Here is an 18,712-nt window from a genome sequence, read left to right on the forward strand (position 1 = left end):
TGTACCATGGACTGTGCAAAGTAGAGAGAAACCCTATCCGTCCATAAATGGACGGATAGGGTTCGTGCTTTCACATCAATATTCCTTTAATAACATTTTTGGCTACTCGAATATTATCAGGAGAAGAATCTCTTAGCAGTTGTACAATTTCTTTGATTTGTTTCTCATCTTCAGTTACTTCAAACTCTTCTTCTATATAAGCAAATAATTGAATCAAATTAACATCCAAAGATTCAGCGATCTTTGCGAGGTTTACCAAAGAAACATTCTTTTCTCCACGTTCGATCTGTCCTATGTATGAAAAATGAAATCCACCTTTTTCTCCGAGGGATTCCTGTGAATACCCTCTTTCTTTGCGTAGTGCGCGAATTCTGGCTCCGACCAGCTTCAGAACTTCTCTGTCCTCGTTCATGGTATTCACCTCTCTATGTTCAAAAGTGTAGACAAGTTTCCTCAAGGTAAACACCAAACGAAGAATACAAATAATCTAATTGATTACTATATGTATCATTTTATTGTATAATACTGGTATTAACTCTTTGGAGGGATGACAATGGCAAGAAATTGGTCCATAACCGTAGCACATTGTAATCACCAAGTAGATTTTACCCCACGTTTGCAAGACCATGATATCTCCACACAACCTAGTTCCAAACATACTCCTGCTTACCACATGCTACGTACCACAATAATGGCCTACCACCAACATGCTAAGTATCATCTCAAACTTTCCGCCATCATGTGTAATCACAATCAGTTTAAAGCCTGCCTAATTCTATGTGATTGGGCTCTAGCTTCCATGATTAAGGCGCTTTATATCCATAAGTATCATTCAGTTCATCCCCCCAAAGAACTCACCATGAATGAAATCTTGCCTTTAGTGCATACGGACACTGAACTCGGATTGGATATTGCATTGTTCATCGGCACGATGCAACATATGTCATCTTTGGAGGATTGTCCACACGATCAACCACTAAAACTAAACAACATCGAAAGTCTTATTCAACGAACGGAAGAGATATTGGATGATCTATCTGCACGTTTGATGAAGGATTCATCAGAGTAAGATGTTTTTTTAATTGATCATTTGGGTTAAATGTTTGATTTATCTATGTTACGCTTACAAGATGACATCATCCAAATAAAGGATATATGATGCAGAGAATACAAAGGATGCTCTTTGCTTTGCGTCTAGAAAGTAGGTGTACATTTTGAAAAGAGTGATTGCTATCGTGTTTTTCATATTATCTATATTGGAATTGGTTACTCTAATCCTAATTGGTAAAAGCATGATGACTGGATACATGGAACCGAGTACGTTTAGAGGGATAATTTCATTCCCACTAGGCGCTACGTACCTCTCGATCTGGATGTTCTTTTCACGGCAAGAGTTTACCGGAGGACGAGTCGCGGCACAGATCAGTTTTACAGCGGCATTGTTAACGGCGTGCCCGTTGGTGTGTTTGTTAATTATTTTCTGTTAAATCAAGAGATTAAGAAGATTTCCTTTGAATTAGGACCTACGAAGTACGTTGTTGGAAATATTGTTATGGTGAGAAAGGAAAGATTAGGATGTTAGAAGGATGTATATACATCAAGCTTCTGCTAACATGGTAAAATCCTATTTCAAACGCGGAGAATGATATGAGTACAATTAAAGTGACACCAGAGCAACTGTTGTATGTATCCAGACAGATCGAGCAGGGTAGGCAGCAGTTGGAGGGTATACGTAATGACCTGACCGCACGGATCGGATTCATCCAGTCTCAGTGGGCGGGAGCAACACAAGAACGATTTTTCTATGATTTTCAGCAGTCACGTTCAGTACTTGATCGAGCACTGGAAAGTATGGTTAAGTCATCCCAAGATCTGTTCGCGATTGCTGAGAGATTCGAACAAGCAGATCAGGAACAGGTGAGCTTGGGAGCCGTTGCTGGACAGATTGCTGTCCATACAATGATGAACCATAATATAAGTAACACAGAAGAACAACGACGAATGGTATATAACCCTTTGTTTGGAGTTAACATGCCTGCCAGTGAAGCAGAGGATGGGATGCCAGGGCAAAAGGAGTTTGTTAAGTATTGGGAACAGGGTGGTACCTATGAGGAAATGAGGGCTGGGCCTAAGCAACCGGTGTCTAGTGGGGGAGATATATATGATGAACAGATCAGCGCATTTAAGGAAGGTCATCATCCCGTAACTGGAGAATCCATACCTGCATGGCAAGCAGCAGTTTCTATTGGAGGTTTACAGACTGCTAAGCTCGTGTTGGCTTTTACAGGAACGTATAATAGGGGTTATAAGGTTCCGAAAGATGGATCAGTTCTATCAAAATCTAGGTTAGATGGTGTGAGAGAGAGGACTTCTTCTAATAAAAGTCCCACGCCTGAACATGGAACTAAATTAACCAAGGAATCGACTACTGTAATAGGGAATTCGGCGGTTCTAAATACGATGGAATCGAAGTCGAAATTTTACAAAAAAGAGCTAGCGTACGATTGTTCGGAAATTGCAGATGATTTAGCTCATGCGGCAGGTGGGAGAGGCGAGATTTTCACGATTAAATCGAGGACAGAATTAAAGGATATCCAAGTTAAAGAGTATGGGGAGATGAAATCATACGTTTACCATACTGTATATTCTGATGGCAAATATATATATGATCCTCGTCTGACTAGTGATCCCGTTCCTGTAAAGGAATACATGGATACAGTGAGTAGACAGAACAATGGTGATATTGTAGTAAGTAAACGTACTCTCAAATGAGGTGGATAAAGTGTCAAAAAGTATTTACATGAAAAGTAAAGAAGAGGTGCTTATGCCGGAACTTATGGCGTATACCTTGGCCAAATTAGGTTCGTATGAATGGAATAGAACAGAGATGTATAATCCGAATCGGATATATGAGAAACCTGCGGGTTTTTATTTTAGATTCCATAACGCTGATCAGCTTTACGAGGAATTAAAGCATTGTATTCAGCACTTTAAGGGAAACCTTGAGTGGATGATCTATGTAAGTCCTTTAACCAAAAATCAAAATTATGTCATTGAGCCAGCGGATGTGCACCATGCTAAACAAACTGAGGCATATCAAGTGAATTTGGAACTTGAGGAAGTGCTTCAAGATTCATATAAAGAAATCTGTGAGCAAGCCATTCAAGACATTCCATTGTTATGTAATCATATTGAGCAATGGTTTGGGTTGGAACATAAGCAACTACATGCGCCTACAATACCGAATTAATGTGATATGAAGAATTACCTGATGTAAGAGGGTCTGTATTGTGCAAAGTTTAGAAATCATTTTAATTGATTTTAACAAAAATAATCTGGATCGATTCATTAAGAATGATTTGAACATTCAGGCGGATCAGATCAAAAGTTCTCACTTTTATGATAACCGTAGTGAAAACGATATTGAATTTCAGCAAATAGAGAGCCTTGAAGAGATTCTTTCTCCTAAGGGAACGGGAAATGTATTGTTGTCTCAGCTTAACCGGGGTCATACCTTTAACGACGTGATGATTGTATTCTCATTTGATGAGGAATTTGGAGATATTGTAATTAACTTTCCTGAAGAGGAATTGTTCAGCGGAGAAAATTCAGAGACAACGTTAAAAGCTCAGAAGTTAATAGAGTATATTCTTGATATTAAGAACAAGTATGCAATTGAGAAGGTTAGAATCGGTTATGAACCAGCTATGGATGATGACACTTGCTTGGTCGAGATTGATAAAGAAACAACGAATATTAATGCTATTATCGCAAAACTGTTGGCTTAGAATCCTTCTTAACCAGAGTTTGATGCAGAACAATTAGACTTTAATTGGCAGAAAGCCCATTTCAACTCGAATACGAGTAGTCATGGGTTATTCTCATCTCCTCAATCGAATCTACTGCACTACAAAATCAATCCTTCCCTTACCACGGCAAATGGTATAATGGCAAAAAGGGAGATTCTAGCGCGAGGCTCGAAGGCTCTCACAGCAGAAAGGATGTTATACCACATGCCTACATACAACAAATTGGTGCGGGACAAGATCCCGCATATTATCACATCCAGCGGTAAGGAATGCCGCACACGCATTCTGGACCCGGAGGAGTATAAGCAAGAATTAAGAACGAAGTTGCAAGAAGAATCGGATGAGTACGTAAATGCAGCGAGTGATCAGGAAGCCCTAGAAGAACTAGCCGACATGCTGGAGGTCATCCGGGCGTTGGCGGAGGTACACGGGGCGAATGCGGCCCAGTTGGATAAGCTTCGAGCAGACAAAGCCGAGGAGCGTGGTGGATTCCAGGAACGGGTGTATCTGATCGATGTCGACGAAGCTTAACGTTAAACTCATTACAGATAACTTGGCAGACGAACTGATTGCCCGGATGCAACATGCATCCGGGATTTATATTATGACGTCCTTTATTATGCAGTCTGGTGTGAAGCTGCTGGCCCCGCACTTAAAGCGGGCGGCGGAGCGTGGGACCGAGGTGCGGATGCTCGCGGGAGATTATCTGTACATAACACAGCCAGAAGGATTGCGGGCGCTGTGTGAGGTTCATCCCCGAATTGAGACACGGCTGTGGCGAAGTATGGGCACTTCTTTTCACCCGAAAGCGTATCTGTTCGATCATGACAACGGGGAAGGACTGCTGATTGTCGGCTCGTCTAACTTTTCGTTCACGGCGCTCAAGACGGGGTATGAATGGAATCTGGCGATGAATGCGGAAGCGGAGCCGTATACGTTCCAGATGGCTTTGGACAAATTCATGCAGAGCTTCTACCACGAGACAACCTTGCCAGTGAACCCGGATTCGATTGCGCTGTATGAGGAAGAGTACCGCAAATATCACCAGAAGAACCCGGAGATGATCCAGCGGATCATGGAGATGGAAGAAGCAGAGTTCGAGACGGGGCTACCTGAGGACAAAGAGGAAGAAGCCGCCGAGCTGTCGCTTGCCCCGATTCAGCCGCGTTTGGCGCAGTTGGATGCGCTTGAAGCACTCCAGGGCACGATGGAGGAGCAGTACGACAAAGCGATGGTCGTCATGGCGACCGGGCTTGGCAAAACGTATCTGGCGGGTTTCTTCGCCCAGCGGTTCCAGCGGGTGCTGTTTGTGGCGCACCGGGAAGAGATTTTGTTCCAGGCGAAGAAGTCTTTTCAGCGGATCATGCCGGAGCGCAGTCATGGGATCTATAACGGACAGTACAAGGATGGGGCGGCGGATTGTGTGTATGCTTCGATCTTTACGCTGAGTATGCAGAAGCACCGGGATGGATTTGCGGTGGATGCCTTTGATCTGATTGTGGTGGATGAGTTTCATCATGCGGCGGCGAAGACGTACATGTCAGTGATTGAGCATTTTCAGCCTAAGTTCCTTCTGGGCATTACGGCTACCCCGGATCGGCTGGATGGCAAGGATGTGTATGCGCTCTGTGATGGGAATGTGGCTTACCAGATGCATTTTATTGAAGCGATCCGGCGAGGTTGGCTGGCGCCATTTCAATATTACGGGGTATTCGACGATACGGACTATTCGCAGATTCGCTGGATCGGGACAAAGTATGATGAAGAACAGCTCATGGCCGTTCAATTGCAAGAGGAGCATGTAGAGACGATCTATGCAGCCTGGGTCCGACACAAGCAGACGAGAACGATTGGTTTTTGCTCGTCGATCCGTCAGGCGGATTATTTGGCTGCGTATTTTCGCAGTCAGGGGGTGAAGGTGCTCAGTCTTCATTCGCGAACATCGGAAATGTCGCGGGAGGAAGCGATTCGGCAGCTTGATGCGGGTGAGTTGGAGGTTGTGTTAACGGTGGACCTGTTCAATGAAGGTACGGATATTCCGAGTGTAGACACGCTACTCTTTGTGCGTCCAACGGAGTCGCTTACGGTGTTCACTCAGCAGGTAGGTCGCGGTTTGCGGCTGGCGGAAGGCAAATCACATTGCGTCATCATTGACCTGATCGGGAATTACCGCAATGCGGATGTAAAGTTGAGTCTGCTGGATGTGCGCGGGGAGCTGGAGGGAACCGCGAAAGACCGGGATTCGGCTGTACCGGAAGTTCCAGACAACTGCGGGATTCATCTGGAGACCCGAGTGGTGAATCTGCTTCAGGAGCTAAGCCGCAAACGGCTGCCGCGCCGCGAGAAGCTGCATCAGGATTTTTTGGATGTGAAGCGAGAGCTGGGGCGTATTCCGACTTATCTGGAGTTGCATCTGATGGGGCGTTCGAAGAGTATCGGATATCGAAGCGATTTTGGTTCCTATGTTGGATTTCTCTATTGGGCGGAGCTGCTGTCCCCTGCTGAGGGAGAGGTGTACGTCCGGCATGAGGCGTGGCTGCGTGATGTGGAGAAGACACTCATGAACAAAAGCTACAAAATGATCGTGCTGCTGTACATGCTGGAGCGAGGCGAAGCGCACTGGATGGACCCGATCACGCCGGGGGAGATGGCGAGTTTTTTCCATACGTACCTGACGGAGAAGGAATATCGGAAACGGAAAGACTTTTCGGACAAAGGCAAACTTGCGCTATGGGAATGGAATGAGAAGACGGCAACGGAGATTGAAAAGTTGATTATCGACATGCCAATGTCCAAGTGGAGCGGGGCGAAGAGTAGTATGACCCGTTTCGAGAATGGCGTGTTCTCGCTGAATGTAAAAGTGCATGATAGGGAGGAACAGGCAGTGTTATATCGCTGGACACGGGAAATATGTCTGTATCGGCTGCATACGTATTTTGAGCGAGGAAGTTATTGATAAGTAGCGAGAAGAAGTTCTTATACAGTCAGTCAAATTGAAATTTTACTTGGCAAATAAAAATTTACCAAGAAGAGAAAGCAAAAAGCGTACCAATGGAGTAGTGGTACGCTTTTTGCTTACTTGAAATTAACTTTTTGTAGTTCACTTATATTATTCGAATAGGGGGAACTGTCTAATAATTGCAGAGAGATCGAACAACAAATATATCAACTTAAAAAAGATTAGACATTATTAATATTAAAAGAGGGTTTTATTATAATTTATTGAATAATATATAATATATGGAAGTGGTATCGTCATAAGGAGGTGAACTATTTAGATCTATTTTTTATTAAAAAGTAGATTGTGCCAGAAACTAGTCCAGCTAAGATAAGAAGGCTAACAACGAGAATAAGTATATTATTCCACACAATGTGCATTGTCGAAACCCCTTTCATAATAATTTTTAGGAGGTATTTAAAGTGAAGAAGATCAGTATGTTATTGACATTATTCTTGGTTTCAATATCCATTTCCGTTCTTTTTACTAATTCAGCCCACGCAAGTACAGGTGAGGATGATACAGCCTTAAAAATACAAAATATACTAGATAAGTATGAAGTTAACGAACCATTTTCTGACGAAGATACACAATATTTAAAAGAAAACTCAGCTTTAAACAATAATATAACATATATTCAAAATAAAGGGGACGTATCAGTCTTTTCGGTCTCAAAGAAATTTTTCACAGGTAACAATAAAACATTAGCTTTAACTGGTTATGTAGAATACGATAACGGATTCGGTAAAAATAGTTGGAATTTCTATATGGACGCATGGGACACAGCTGGCATAAAAAGAAACATCCGAGCAGAAGTTAAAATTGATTGTGTAGGTATTGTAAATTTTGAAACTGGAGCAATAGGTAAGATCTATAACAATACAGTAAGCCAGACATCGTCCGGCAAAGTGGATTTCCTTACCTTAAATAAGTCTGATTCATTCACAGGCCTACCTATGTTTGTTTATTATTATCCAAAGGCTACATTTGACGGAGTTGATTTAGCCGGTGAGTTCAGATAAAAACATTTCTCGAAATTAAAATATCAATCTAATAAACCCATGGCTAAGGTGCTCTAGCCATGGGTTTATTAGATTGATCATTTACATAATGGGGCGTTTAATTGATATTACCATTGTTCCGTGTTTTTTCAGTGCGTTCTTTTGGAGGTCACCTAAAATCTTTCACACCTGATACCTCCCCACCCTCCACATAAACCATAATCGCTTGATACAAAAACCTCAAAAAGTCCTCATCGCCAAACTGATCGAAATAACCCACATAGCGACGATCTGTCGTATAGGCTTCCGCGATACATCTCAGAATCTCATCATCACAGCTCATAAATTGTTCCAAGCAACTCTTCCATTCACGCACTAACGCTTGCACCTCACCAGAAGCAGGGGACAGATCCTGATGCTTCGCCAAATCCCGAAAAACCTGCTCCATGTTGACCGAGAACTGCTGGTAGGCTTTTTCTTGCTCTTCCGCAGACAGCTCGCTCACATTTGCTTCAAATTCCTGATACTTCTCGGTATTTCCATATACAAACTTCGCCTCGGATTCATATTGTTCTTGAATGGAAAGGATGGAAGAGTCGTCAAACAGATGAAGATGAGAGATATCCGTCCCATCCACATACTCGTCCAACTGGTCGATGATGGTTTCAAGCTTTTGTTTGCGTTGAACGAGTGTACTGCGATGCTCTCTCAGGATATCTTTCTGTTCTTCTTTGGAAAGTTGCACCATGGCTGTAATGTCTTTCAATGAGAAATTCATTTCTTTGAACAACAGAATCATTTGCAGATTCCCCAGTGCCTCTTGATCATAATACCGATAGCCATTGTCCTCGACTTTGCTCGGTTTCAATAGATCCGTTTTATCGTAATAATGTAATGCGCGTTTGGTGATGCCAGTGATCTGAATGATATCTTTAACGGTGAAATAAGGTGTCTTCATTCCAAAATTCCTTTGTTTCCGCAAGGATGACACTTGCCGGAGTGATGGTCGCTTCGGTAATCGGTGTACCTGTTTTGTTGAGATAATATTGAATCAAGTGATAACCGCAGGCATAGCCAGCTGCATAGGGCATACCCACGGGCGTGAAATTTTGCATAATGGCAAGTTCATCGCCGTATAGATACGGATTAATCTGGTCAAAACCGGTGACATGCAGCTGGTCTTTCATCTTTGGTTTGATAACTTTATTCAATGTTTCCATATCCGTCTTGGCTACCCAGGGGCCTAACAATTCTTCTCCATACAGGGATGTGGCAAAGCTCTCGGCCAGCCCCTCGCTAACAACCATCTCGCCAAGCGTAATCTGCGGACTCCACTGGATATATTGATATCTCACGTTATGATTGCATTCATGGGCTAACACGGATTGCATACGAGGTAGAGTATACCCATTGGGGATCAGGTTCGCAATAATATAACCGGGGATTCCACCATCTCCGCTGATACCTTCGTTCATGGTGAGTGAAGGACTGTTCTTATCGCCTAATAAAATCGTGTATAGATATTCGGGGACCGATAGCTCAATCCCGTGATCTGTAAAGGTAGATAGACTCCTACGGACAGCTTCATGACACTGTTGCCAAAATGCTTCAGACGAAATCGCTGCTAACGATTCGTTAATTTCAGGTGTAATATCTGCTGGAGCGATATTCATAAAGTTATTCATCATGATCACATCGAAGCCATTAGGGTCGCTTGATCGAAACGGGATCTGTTGAATGTTCCATTTGTTCATGAATGGACTCATCATAAGATCGCGGTATAACTCCAATTTCTTATCGGGTGCAGCCTGGATGATCTCCTCATAGATTTGATCTGAACGTAACGCGGTAATCTTCATCTTTAATCTCTCCTTCATGTAAGCTTGAGATCATTATCAAGTATGACCTAACGTAACAGTCAAGCGTTGAAGTTACGCTGCTGGCTCTCTGAACGGTTCTTCATCTTCATAGTGAACACCAGACCAGACAGGATATAGATCAGGCTTAACAAGAGGTAAGGGAGTTGCAGCGAGAATACGCGATCAAATGTCGTTTCACTAACCCGCACCAATAATCCGCCGAGAAGCGTACCAATGGCACTGATCCCAAAGGACAAAAAGCGAAACACACTTCCGACCCGGCCAAGCATTTCATTAGGAACGGAACGTTGCAGGATGGAGGAACGGGTAACATTGTAGACAATAATGAAAAATGCAGCACAGAAATACAGGCCGCCTACCATATATGCATTTGTAGTAAGACCCACCACACCGTAGATGATTCCCATGCACAGAATGGAGGAAATAATCAATTGTTTTGTACTCCATTTCTTACGCATATATGCAACAGCCTGGCTCCCTACAATGCTGCCGATTGTTGCAATGGAGATGAGAATACCGAATGCAAAAGCATCCAACTGAAGCACATCTCGTACAAAAAAGATCTGAGTAGCCAAGATAATCGAATACATCAGCGTAATGGTGACAGATAGAATGGCTAATCCGCGGAGAAAACGATCATGATAGACATATTGAATACCGGACCACATCTCACGTTTCCAATTTTTCATCGGGCGAACTTCCTTCTTGGTTGTTTCCGTATCCCCTGGGTAGAAGTTTCCCTTCAAACTGATTAAAAAAAGCAGAGCAACTACAGCCGTTACGGCGTCTATGGCAAAAGGAAAAACAATATGCAGGGTGATAATGAACCCTCCCAGGGCAACGCCCAGAATATCACTTGTGATTAACTGTCCGGCGGTGAACTGCCCATTCGCTTTTTCCAATTTACTCTCATCTACCAGTTGAGGGATGACCGTCTGCACCGTGCTGTCGAATACAACTCGGCTCAGGCCAATACCAAACATGAACAGAGCCAGAATCGGAATGCTCACCCATCCTCCCCAGATGCATAACGTCAGTCCAAGCAGAAGGAGCATTCGAGTAAAACCTGCGCCAATCAGCATATGTTTGCGTGAGTAACGGTCGATGAGGACACCTACAGGAAGACTGAATAGTAGCCAGGGTAAACGAAGTGCCGTCATGGTGACAGAAGCATACAGCGTATCGCTTGTAAGGGTTGATATGAGCCAAGGAACCGCAGCCAGTGTAAGTCCATCACCCAAAAATGTAAGCGAAAATGCACCGAATAACTTGGTATAGTTTGACTTGATTTTCATCGTTCCCTCCACCAATAAGATGTTAAGCATAGCAACTCCGAGGTTGGAAAATAATGTGTTTTCACTTATACCAAATTTAAGTTATTACAAAATGGTTTTCAATCCTATTTTTACATTAAATAACTTCACAAAACGCTTACAAACTTTCAATTCTACCCTACCTTTTCCGCTACGAAGCTGAGATAATGGGAGAGGAATAAGGTATGAAACAGACGCGACAACCATGTTTACCAACAGTCTAAAAATAAAAGCTGCATATCCATAGGAGGATTATTAATGACGACACAACCATTGAATCTGATCCAATCCACGGAGGGCCAAGCGTTGCTTGCCCAAATGTATGGACAATCACAAGTAGAGGAACAGATCGCACGTTACACGAAGCTGAACGCAACGTTTGAAGAGTACTTTGGCGCACAAGAAGGAAGCAAGTTGTTCAGCGCATCAGGACGCAGCGAGATTGGCGGCAATCATACGGATCATAACCATGGTAAAGTGCTGGCGGGCAGCATTACGCTGGATACGATTGCAGTGGCTGCACCAACTGCGGATTCCGTTATTACGTTTTACTCAGAAGGCTATGACAAGAAATATGTAATCGATCTCACGAATCTTAAACCAAATACGGAAGACGATGGCACAACAGCATTGATTCGCGGTATGGCTGCAGGATTTGGAGAATTCGGATATAAGGTAGGCGGCTTCCAGGCGTACCTCTCAAGTAATGTGTTCTCAGCATCTGGGGTGAGTTCCTCGGCGTCATTTGAGATGCTGATCTGTACGATTTTGAATCATTTCTATAACGATGGAGCACTGGATGTTGTGACCTTGGCCAAAATCGGTCAGTATGCGGAGAATCACTATTGGAACAAACCTTCGGGTCTGCTGGATCAGATGGCTTGTGCGTACGGCGGACTCATTGCTATTGATTTTGAAAATCCTGCACAGCCGGTCATCGAGCCTGTTCAGTGGGATTTCCAACAAAACGGCTACTCATTGGTCATTGTGAATACGGGCGGTAACCACGCCGATCTGACGGAAGATTACGCTGCTGTGCCATATGAGATGAGAGCGGTTGCTCAGGCGCTCGGCAGTGAGTATGTTCGGGAAATTACAGCTGACGCAATCTACGCCAACCTCAAGAAGGTTCGTGAAGCTGCTGGGGATCGTGCCGTGCTGCGTGCACTTCATTTCCTGGAGGAAAATAATCGTGTCGATGGTCAGGTTCAGGCGTTGCGTGATGGACGTTTTGCTGATTTCTTGAAACTGATTACGGCGTCCGGGAACTCATCATGGAAGTGGCTGCAGAATGTATATCAGAGTGGTGCTGTGAAGGAACAGGAGATTGGCATCGCGCTGGCACTGACCGAGAATTATCTGCAAAACCTGGGTGATGGCGCTTGTCGTATTCATGGTGGTGGATTCGCAGGGGTTATTCTGACGATCCTTCCAAACGAAAAAGTAGAAGAGTATATGTCATGGATGCACGACATGTTGGATACGCCGATTATCGTCGTTAATGTGCGTGCACAGGGTGCGGTATGCTTGAATGCATTGATCGCTAACGCGAGCTAAATAGCACTCAGTTAAATAGTTCTAACATGATTCTACGAAGTCTGGGCTATGCCCGGGCTTTTTGGATTGTCCATTTTTTTTTAAAACTTCAAACCTTGAAGGTCTGTAATGTGTTATTTAAGTAGTGGCTATATCTCAATAATGTTCTTATGAGAGGAAGGGTTAGATGAGTACACCTACAGTGGCTGGGCAGGAAGAGGCTCAATTATACGAGGAGTTGCGGCATGCGATCGATGAATTCGAAGAGGGCGAGCAGCGGCAAATAGTTCTGAATCAAATGATCAGACGGCTCAAGTTTGCCAAGTGGCGTAAAGATCGGATGCGCAAGGTCGATGCATACTGTCAAAAGATCAAGCCCGCGACACTTTGGATCATATTAGCCACAGGCGCACTTGCACCAGTCTTGCTGTTTAGCATGTTCATCTGGGTATCGTTGTGGGTGGAATGAAGCTGTAGAGAAGAGTGTACATTATGAAGTTAATAAAAAAGAACCGTTAACCATCGGATTATCGTATTCCGACTGTAACGATTCTCTGAACTATCTTTAGGGTTAGTGGGACATTTGCGTAGACTTACCGTCTAAAGATTGCACTTGTCCCTGGATATACTGGTGGTAATCGCGGAAGCTGCTGATGTGATGCAAGGAATCGGAATTCTCGGACTGAATTTTAATTTTGCCGTCCTGAGGCAGATTTTTCATCTCAGCAATGACGGATTTGGAACCTTGGATATCGCCGGACATGTCCTGGATTCGCTGTAATAATGCCGGATGTCCTTCATGTTGGAGCATTTCGGCGAGCGGTCTCATTTCCTCCAACTTTTGACTCGACCGTTCAAGTGTGGTCATCACTTTGTCTCCATCTGTACTTGCGCTAAGCGAAACCATTCGGTGGATGTGATCTTTCTCCATGCGCTCAAGCGCTTCAAGATGGGAAGCTTCCAGTCGTTTGGGATCGCTCCAACTCTCCGATCGAACGGTGTCATTCTGTTGCTGGGAAGCATTATTCGCAGTGCCATTGCCACAGCCCCATAACAGAGTTGAGCAGGTTAACACGGCTCCAACGGCGATGATACTTTTTAACCTCATGCTGTCACTCCTTCAATAATTTCCTGAAGGTAGTATGAGCAATAATATCCAATATCATGCTTCATCTTTTCATTTCTTTCCCATAATAACCTTTAAAAATGGAGCGTACATACTTTTGGCTACGGATAATCAAAGTGATAGTAATGTAGCAAATGACCCCAATAAGTGAAGTTACAATTGCAACGTTATGTAATGAGGTGAGAAGCTTTATGAATCTTTATACTAATAACATATGGCGCTGGACCATCAATCTTCTGTATCCTGCCATTATCTTTGTCTTCCAGAGTTGGGGACCGATATTGGATTCTTGGGCGGGGCCTATTTTGTTCGTCGCGGTGTTCTGCTTTCTATGGAGCGATGTAAAAGACATGTTCGTTTCGACAGGATTGACATGGTTTATTGCCATCCCGTGTTGGTGGTATTGGATTGAGCGTCCGAAACCATCGTTTGGTGCGGAGAATTTTGCCGCACATCTATGGTTAATTGTACTTATGTATATTGTCTTTGTGCTCATTCCCCAGACTTTAATTCTGACTACTCGGTTGCGGGTAATGCATTATTATAAGAAGTGAAAGTCAATTTAGAATAGGCAAACGTACAAGGATTAGGGGGAAGCAAATATGAGTCTCTTAAAAAGGATCAACAAGCCATACTTCATCTTCCTCATCTGGAACGTACTCATGATCGGCGCTGTACGTGGATTAACCTTCCAGCACGAACCCGGCAGAGGGGTGTCTGGCAACGGTAACCTGGGACTTCTAGTGTTAGCTCCATCTCTTCTGACCTTCCCGATTCTATGTATTTGGACGACAACTTTGTCCAAATGGTGGTTATATGATCAGCGTCAGCGCTGGGGAGGAAAGGTGCATGTCTGTGTACCCTTGATTGCTCTCCTACTGTGTGTGTTGTCAGTCTTTCTGGAGTTACGTATTATCGATGACTTACGAATGCAACTCAATGGATTTACGAATGATCCGAATTCGGCAGTGTACCGTTTTGGCTGGCTGAACCAATACACGAACACACTGTTTTACAACATGCCGATCCTGCTGTTCGGCCTATCTTTCTCCATATTGATAGGCTGGCTGATGGAATGGAAACTTCGCAGTAACAGATCCGCATGATTCGAATTGCAAACGAACGACATCATAAACTTAAAACCCCTTATCCGGCTCCAGACGGACAAGGGGTGTTTTACGCGTTTCCTACACTTTCCGTTTATATTTCCCTGTATAAGGAATCGTGAGATGGATTTTCAGATCCTGAATCGAGTCTTCCGTAAGCATCATCTTGCTCCCGTTGTTGGATAACTTACGCCAGAGCTTTGGATTTTTGCGATACAGCTTCTCCTGAAGACCGTAAATATCCACACCACGCTCAAGGCCGTGACGATAGGTCTGCATGATCTGCTCCCGCAACTTCACTTCACTGATCTGGATCATCTCTTCATAAGAAGTGGGCACCAGGTATTCGTACAGGGCAGTTAGGTAGTGGGCATCAATGTTGAACGTAACGTCTTCACCCTGAATGACAGGTTTAATTTTGATCTTTGGCAACCCTACACTGAGCGCCCCGTAGATCGTTCCATCCTTCTGGACTAGTAAGGGGGCACGCCGCATGTCCTTAATTAGCCAGTGATAACCGGGAAGCTGACTGCGTGGAAAGTATTCAAAGTCATAGCCAGTCTTCTCGAAAAAGGCCCCTTCCACCAGAAACAAATCATGTTTCTTCTCATTCTCAGCCCACTGGGTATTGTTCAATGCAAGACTCGGCAGATACGTCGTGGTAGCCGGATCATTATGTGTTGCAATGAGCTTAAAGCTAAGCACAGGCGGGTACAACGATTCTTCCATGTACGTGGGGAGCGGGTTGTGAAGAATGCTGTCCAGTGGCGACATATTATAGATGGACGTTGCACTCAGGATTTTCTCCAGAGGCTCTCGTGTTCCGTACACCCAGGTTGTATAACGGGATTCTGGAAATCGTCCCAGCATGTCGAACACTTCTTTGATGTGTTTGCTGGTCAGCACACCTTCAGCCATAACGATGGCTGTCACATGCCCCCAAGCCATGTGTAATTGAGCCGTACGGAACAGTTCGTTCAGCGCCAGACTCATGGTCTTCCCTTCGGCATGTCCGACCCATACAGGCGGTGTATCTGCACTTTTGGTTGAACTTTCACTTTTGGCGACACTGGCAAAATCCAGCGTTTGTACATACAGGTGATACATGCCGTCCTTATAATCAATCCCAAATGCTTTGGCGTAGTCTACCTGTTGAATCTCAAAGGCACTCCAGCACCCACTCGTCATCACGCACATCGATAGGCTTAACAGACCCAGCAAACATCGCTGTAACAAGTGTTTCATCGTCCGTTTCCTTTCTTACGCGGTTCTTGAGTCTCAAGATAGACGGGTCTTCGTTTACCTAACCCCTTTGGCAGTTTGAATAATGAAGCTATCGCTTGTTTGAAATGAAGCGGTGTTAGCGGCGTGAGATACGGAATGCCAAATGATTTGAGATCGGTCAAGTAGATGAGGAACAGAATCAACGACAGGATGAACCCATAGATGCCGAGGGATGCCCCCAAGACAAAACAAAGGAACCGCAGGATCAGCACAGAACTGGTCATGACCTGATTCACAATGGTTGCTCCAGCTACGACGGTAACTGCGATGATGACAATCATGAGGGGAGAGACCATGCCGGCTCGAATGGCGGAATCACCGATAATCAGACCTCCAACGACGGTTAATGTCTGGCCGATGGCACTTGGCAAACGTACCCCTGCCTCACGGAACAGCTCCATCAGCAGCATAATGAGAAACATCTCCATTCCCGATTCCATCGGAAGTCCCATGCGTCCAACCGAGATCGTCGCGACTAGAGGAAAGGGGATCTGATCCATATGAAAGGATGTCAGCGCAATATAGAATCCGGGCAGGAACACGGTGATCATCAGGCCAAGAAAGCGCAGCATCCGTCCTACGTTCACAGGCAAGAAGGGAAAGCTGGCATCCTCCGGGGATTTGAGCAAAAGAAACAAATTGACTGGCCCAATAATGGCGCTGGGATTGCCGTCGACAATGAGGATAAAACGTCCGTTCAGGAGACATTCTGCAGCAAAGTCAGGCCTGCCCGTATAATGGGTGACGGGAAACAAAGTAATTTTCGAAGGTGACAGCAACTCTTCCAGTTCATTGGCGGTCAAGATGCGTTCGGTCTCAATCTTACGCAACCGATCCTGAACGTCCTCGATCAGCTCCGGATTGGCGATATTTTTGATATACATCAAAGCCACCTTGGTTGCAGAACGTGTACCGATCAGTTCGATATTGCAGGCAAGTTGGTTCGTACGCAGACGGGTGCGTATCAAGGCAACATTGACGGCAAGTGGTTCAATGAACCCATCTCTTGCCCCGCGGATCGAAACTTCGGTGGTCGATTCCTCCGGTGTCCGAGTAGGGATGTTAGATATATCAATACTCCACATGGTTTGCAGGGAAGGAATACAGATTAACATATGGCCTTCAAAAACACGGAGAGACATCAGTTCAGTTCCAAATGCCGGATCTTCCAGATCCATTCGGGTCCAATCCAGGCTGATGCACTTTTCAATGTCGGATGTACGGATAAAGTGTGTATTTTCATATGTTCGTTTGAGTTCCGGGAGAATAATATGGTAGATCGCTTCACTATCTACCATACCGCTGCAATAGGTCATAAGGATTTGCATCGGAGGTTCTCCGATCATATGACTATTGATGATGACATCATCAGATCCGGCAAAAAAGGTATTCAGGTTATGCTCGTTCATTCGGAACGGTTCAACGTCAGGATTATTCTTGGGTTGGGTTGAGATCGGCACGTTTGGGAGCCTCCTTGTCCTTTTTGTGGATTAATGAAGCAATGGTCAATATTACGGTAACGATGGATACATAAGCGAGCATGACCGGGAACTGAATATGGTCCACATAATAATCCACGTAATCAATGCGCCACCATTGCATCGCCATGAAGCTCATGATGACGGTAATGGTGAGAATCGCGATATATCGTTTCTTCGGTCTGCGGAAATTCAGCAGATCCACGATGAGATACATGGATATGGCCACCCTTGCAAAGGAACCACTAAGCCACTGATAGATGGATAGAAAATCAACGTGCTGCAGCAGCTTGCCTATATTCACAAGTTTCCATTGCTCATAGGGACTGTTTCGTTGTTTGGCTGCTTCTTCTGGGCCAAACTCCACGATGGCTCCGATCGTGGGACCGATCGCCATACTGAGCATAAACACGCCAAGGATCAGAACATGCCACCAACGAATTTTGCCTTTGACTTCATGTTGGAACAACATAATAATCCAGATTTCCATAAGCCCGGCAAGAGAGTAGATCATGCCCCGCCACACGGGACCCATGCCGTTCTCCATAATCGGGAACAATAGACTGTAGTCTTTGTATTTCATATTGGCGGACATTACAAAATAACCAAGCAAAATGACAAAGGGCAGCAGCAGACTGGAAGTCATCGCAATGGAGCGTATGCCTTTAGCCGCTGCCCACGCAGCAACCAGTGCTCCGCCACCTGCCAGAACATAAGGAGGTGTGAATTGAAGATACGTGGATACGGTCCAGTTGGTTGTCTCATACAACGTATGTGTGCCAAGCGTGAATAACAGAATGGAAGCGGAGATTCGGAAGATCCAGGAAGGGACCGCCCCGAATTCTCGCGTAATCCAATCTGTTAATCGCTGTCCACGTACTCGCCGAATGATGATATACATCATGCATAGAAACAACATGAAAAAAGGGCCAGCCGCTACGACAGACAACCATCCATCCCTGCCTGCTGCTTCGAGAATTCCTGGAATGGACAAGACATGGCAGACCAGTCCGGCACTTAATAAAATGATGGAAAAGGACAACCAAATGGTAATTTGACCTTTTTCACGACTCATGCGAATCCTCCTTTCCAATGAAGGAAGTTTCCGTTAGGTTGTACAGCATACAGGAAGTTGATTCCTTTTTCAGATTTTTTCACAGAAAGCTGCAAGCGATATGGAC

Annotated in this window: 19 protein-coding genes; 11 read left to right on the plus strand and 8 right to left on the minus strand. The window is 44.6% G+C overall.

The features are described from left to right. Positions 1–70 precede the first annotated feature (70 nt). Entirely contained in the window at positions 71–412 is a 342-nt protein-coding gene (locus MHI55_RS05475; protein WP_036606225.1) for a helix-turn-helix transcriptional regulator, read from the minus strand. A 141-nt stretch (positions 413–553) separates the two neighbouring features. Between MHI55_RS05475 and MHI55_RS05480 the strand changes: the two genes are divergently transcribed. The 7 genes from MHI55_RS05480 to MHI55_RS05510 all read left to right on the plus strand — a co-directional run bounded on the left by MHI55_RS05480 (position 554) and on the right by MHI55_RS05510 (position 7,829). Further along, positions 554–1,069: a hypothetical protein gene (locus tag MHI55_RS05480; RefSeq protein WP_051446973.1), complete on the plus strand. Its 516-nt coding sequence runs from the start codon at positions 554–556 to the stop codon at positions 1,067–1,069. A 578-nt stretch (positions 1,070–1,647) separates the two neighbouring features. Then, positions 1,648–2,772, plus strand: a complete 1,125-nt coding sequence (locus MHI55_RS05485) for a WXG100 family type VII secretion target (protein ID WP_051446974.1) — start codon at positions 1,648–1,650, stop codon at positions 2,770–2,772. 28 nt (positions 2,773–2,800) lie between these two features. Next, positions 2,801–3,250, plus strand: a complete 450-nt coding sequence (locus MHI55_RS05490; RefSeq protein ID WP_143781108.1) for a hypothetical protein — start codon at positions 2,801–2,803, stop codon at positions 3,248–3,250. A gap of 40 nt (positions 3,251–3,290) precedes the next feature. Next, positions 3,291–3,788 (plus strand): hypothetical protein, encoded by a 498-nt coding sequence (locus MHI55_RS05495; protein WP_036606227.1) that lies wholly within the window; start codon positions 3,291–3,293, stop codon positions 3,786–3,788. 225 nt (positions 3,789–4,013) lie between these two features. Next, positions 4,014–4,340, plus strand: a complete 327-nt coding sequence (locus MHI55_RS05500; RefSeq protein ID WP_036672582.1) for a nucleoside triphosphate pyrophosphohydrolase — start codon at positions 4,014–4,016, stop codon at positions 4,338–4,340. Further along, positions 4,324–6,765, plus strand: a complete 2,442-nt coding sequence (locus MHI55_RS05505) for a DEAD/DEAH box helicase family protein (protein WP_036672581.1) — start codon at positions 4,324–4,326, stop codon at positions 6,763–6,765. The genes MHI55_RS05500 and MHI55_RS05505 overlap by 17 nt, the downstream gene beginning before the upstream one ends. Positions 6,766–7,229: 464 nt before the next feature. Further along, positions 7,230–7,829, plus strand: a complete 600-nt coding sequence (locus MHI55_RS05510) for a hypothetical protein (protein ID WP_036672580.1) — start codon at positions 7,230–7,232, stop codon at positions 7,827–7,829. Between the two features lie 148 nt (positions 7,830–7,977). Here MHI55_RS05510 and MHI55_RS05515 read toward each other — a convergent pair whose 3' ends face one another. Genes MHI55_RS05515 through MHI55_RS05525 form a run of 3 tightly spaced genes read right to left on the minus strand, consistent with a single transcriptional unit; the run spans position 7,978 to position 10,983 of the window. Then, complete coding sequence (locus MHI55_RS05515; protein WP_036672579.1) at positions 7,978–8,766, minus strand: MerR family transcriptional regulator; 789 nt, start codon at positions 8,764–8,766, stop codon at positions 7,978–7,980. Next, positions 8,741–9,667, minus strand: coding sequence for a DUF2268 domain-containing protein (locus MHI55_RS05520; RefSeq protein WP_076319378.1), 927 nt, complete (start codon positions 9,665–9,667; stop codon positions 8,741–8,743). Before MHI55_RS05520 ends, MHI55_RS05515 begins: the two co-directional genes overlap by 26 nt. 59 nt (positions 9,668–9,726) lie before the next feature. Next, entirely contained in the window at positions 9,727–10,983 is a 1,257-nt protein-coding gene (locus MHI55_RS05525; RefSeq protein WP_076319379.1) for an MFS transporter, read from the minus strand. Between the two features lie 276 nt (positions 10,984–11,259). Here MHI55_RS05525 and MHI55_RS05530 point away from each other — a divergent pair, with 276 nt between their 5' ends. Both MHI55_RS05530 and MHI55_RS05535 read left to right on the plus strand, forming a co-directional pair. Continuing rightward, positions 11,260–12,558 (plus strand): galactokinase family protein, encoded by a 1,299-nt coding sequence (locus MHI55_RS05530; protein ID WP_076319380.1) that lies wholly within the window; start codon positions 11,260–11,262, stop codon positions 12,556–12,558. Positions 12,559–12,724: 166 nt separating this feature from the next. After that, positions 12,725–13,006: a hypothetical protein gene (locus tag MHI55_RS05535; RefSeq protein WP_076319381.1), complete on the plus strand. Its 282-nt coding sequence runs from the start codon at positions 12,725–12,727 to the stop codon at positions 13,004–13,006. Positions 13,007–13,108: 102 nt separating this feature from the next. Here MHI55_RS05535 and MHI55_RS05540 read toward each other — a convergent pair whose 3' ends face one another. Continuing rightward, the gene (locus MHI55_RS05540) at positions 13,109–13,645 is read right to left on the minus strand and encodes a hypothetical protein (protein WP_076319382.1); all 537 of its coding nucleotides are present in this window, start codon (positions 13,643–13,645) and stop codon (positions 13,109–13,111) included. A 209-nt stretch (positions 13,646–13,854) separates the two neighbouring features. On the opposite strand from MHI55_RS05540, the gene MHI55_RS05545 reads away from it, so the two are divergent. Both MHI55_RS05545 and MHI55_RS05550 read left to right on the plus strand, forming a co-directional pair. Further along, entirely contained in the window at positions 13,855–14,217 is a 363-nt protein-coding gene (locus MHI55_RS05545) for a hypothetical protein (protein WP_340389226.1), read from the plus strand. Between the two features lie 48 nt (positions 14,218–14,265). Then, on the plus strand, positions 14,266–14,769 hold the full coding sequence (locus MHI55_RS05550; RefSeq protein WP_340389228.1) for a hypothetical protein: 504 nt from the start codon (positions 14,266–14,268) through the stop codon (positions 14,767–14,769). An 81-nt stretch (positions 14,770–14,850) separates the two neighbouring features. Here MHI55_RS05550 and MHI55_RS05555 read toward each other — a convergent pair whose 3' ends face one another. From MHI55_RS05555 to MHI55_RS05565, 3 genes are read right to left on the minus strand one after another with little or no spacing between them, the layout of a single operon-like run. Then, a complete protein-coding gene (locus MHI55_RS05555) occupies positions 14,851–16,014 on the minus strand; it encodes a Ger(x)C family spore germination protein (protein WP_340389230.1) in 1,164 nt (387 codons plus the stop codon). Next, positions 16,011–17,513, minus strand: a complete 1,503-nt coding sequence (locus MHI55_RS05560) for a spore germination protein (protein WP_235193878.1) — start codon at positions 17,511–17,513, stop codon at positions 16,011–16,013. Before MHI55_RS05560 ends, MHI55_RS05555 begins: the two co-directional genes overlap by 4 nt. Further along, entirely contained in the window at positions 17,485–18,606 is a 1,122-nt protein-coding gene (locus MHI55_RS05565; protein ID WP_340389232.1) for an endospore germination permease, read from the minus strand. Before MHI55_RS05565 ends, MHI55_RS05560 begins: the two co-directional genes overlap by 29 nt. Positions 18,607–18,712 lie beyond the last annotated feature (106 nt).

The organism is Paenibacillus sp. FSL E2-0151, from assembly GCF_037993015.1.
In the GTDB taxonomy this organism is placed as follows: domain Bacteria; phylum Bacillota; class Bacilli; order Paenibacillales; family Paenibacillaceae; genus Paenibacillus; species Paenibacillus amylolyticus.

What these genes read in the sequence shown, in the direction of transcription:
- MHI55_RS05475 (WP_036606225.1), bottom strand. Translation starts at nt 412, where the DNA reads ATGAACGAGGACAGAGAAGTTCTGAAGCTGGTCGGAGCCAGAATTCGC.
- MHI55_RS05480 (WP_051446973.1), top strand. Translation starts at nt 554, where the DNA reads ATGGCAAGAAATTGGTCCATAACCGTAGCACATTGTAATCACCAAGTA.
- MHI55_RS05485 (WP_051446974.1), top strand. Translation starts at nt 1,648, where the DNA reads ATGAGTACAATTAAAGTGACACCAGAGCAACTGTTGTATGTATCCAGA.
- MHI55_RS05490 (WP_143781108.1), top strand. Translation starts at nt 2,801, where the DNA reads ATGAAAAGTAAAGAAGAGGTGCTTATGCCGGAACTTATGGCGTATACC.
- MHI55_RS05500 (WP_036672582.1), top strand. Translation starts at nt 4,014, where the DNA reads ATGCCTACATACAACAAATTGGTGCGGGACAAGATCCCGCATATTATC.
- MHI55_RS05505 (WP_036672581.1), top strand. Translation starts at nt 4,324, where the DNA reads ATGTCGACGAAGCTTAACGTTAAACTCATTACAGATAACTTGGCAGAC.
- MHI55_RS05515 (WP_036672579.1), bottom strand. Translation starts at nt 8,766, where the DNA reads ATGAAGACACCTTATTTCACCGTTAAAGATATCATTCAGATCACTGGC.
- MHI55_RS05520 (WP_076319378.1), bottom strand. Translation starts at nt 9,667, where the DNA reads ATGAAGATTACCGCGTTACGTTCAGATCAAATCTATGAGGAGATCATC.
- MHI55_RS05525 (WP_076319379.1), bottom strand. Translation starts at nt 10,983, where the DNA reads ATGAAAATCAAGTCAAACTATACCAAGTTATTCGGTGCATTTTCGCTT.
- MHI55_RS05530 (WP_076319380.1), top strand. Translation starts at nt 11,260, where the DNA reads ATGACGACACAACCATTGAATCTGATCCAATCCACGGAGGGCCAAGCG.
- MHI55_RS05535 (WP_076319381.1), top strand. Translation starts at nt 12,725, where the DNA reads ATGAGTACACCTACAGTGGCTGGGCAGGAAGAGGCTCAATTATACGAG.
- MHI55_RS05540 (WP_076319382.1), bottom strand. Translation starts at nt 13,645, where the DNA reads ATGAGGTTAAAAAGTATCATCGCCGTTGGAGCCGTGTTAACCTGCTCA.
- MHI55_RS05545 (WP_340389226.1), top strand. Translation starts at nt 13,855, where the DNA reads ATGAATCTTTATACTAATAACATATGGCGCTGGACCATCAATCTTCTG.
- MHI55_RS05550 (WP_340389228.1), top strand. Translation starts at nt 14,266, where the DNA reads ATGAGTCTCTTAAAAAGGATCAACAAGCCATACTTCATCTTCCTCATC.
- MHI55_RS05555 (WP_340389230.1), bottom strand. Translation starts at nt 16,014, where the DNA reads ATGAAACACTTGTTACAGCGATGTTTGCTGGGTCTGTTAAGCCTATCG.
- MHI55_RS05565 (WP_340389232.1), bottom strand. Translation starts at nt 18,606, where the DNA reads ATGAGTCGTGAAAAAGGTCAAATTACCATTTGGTTGTCCTTTTCCATC.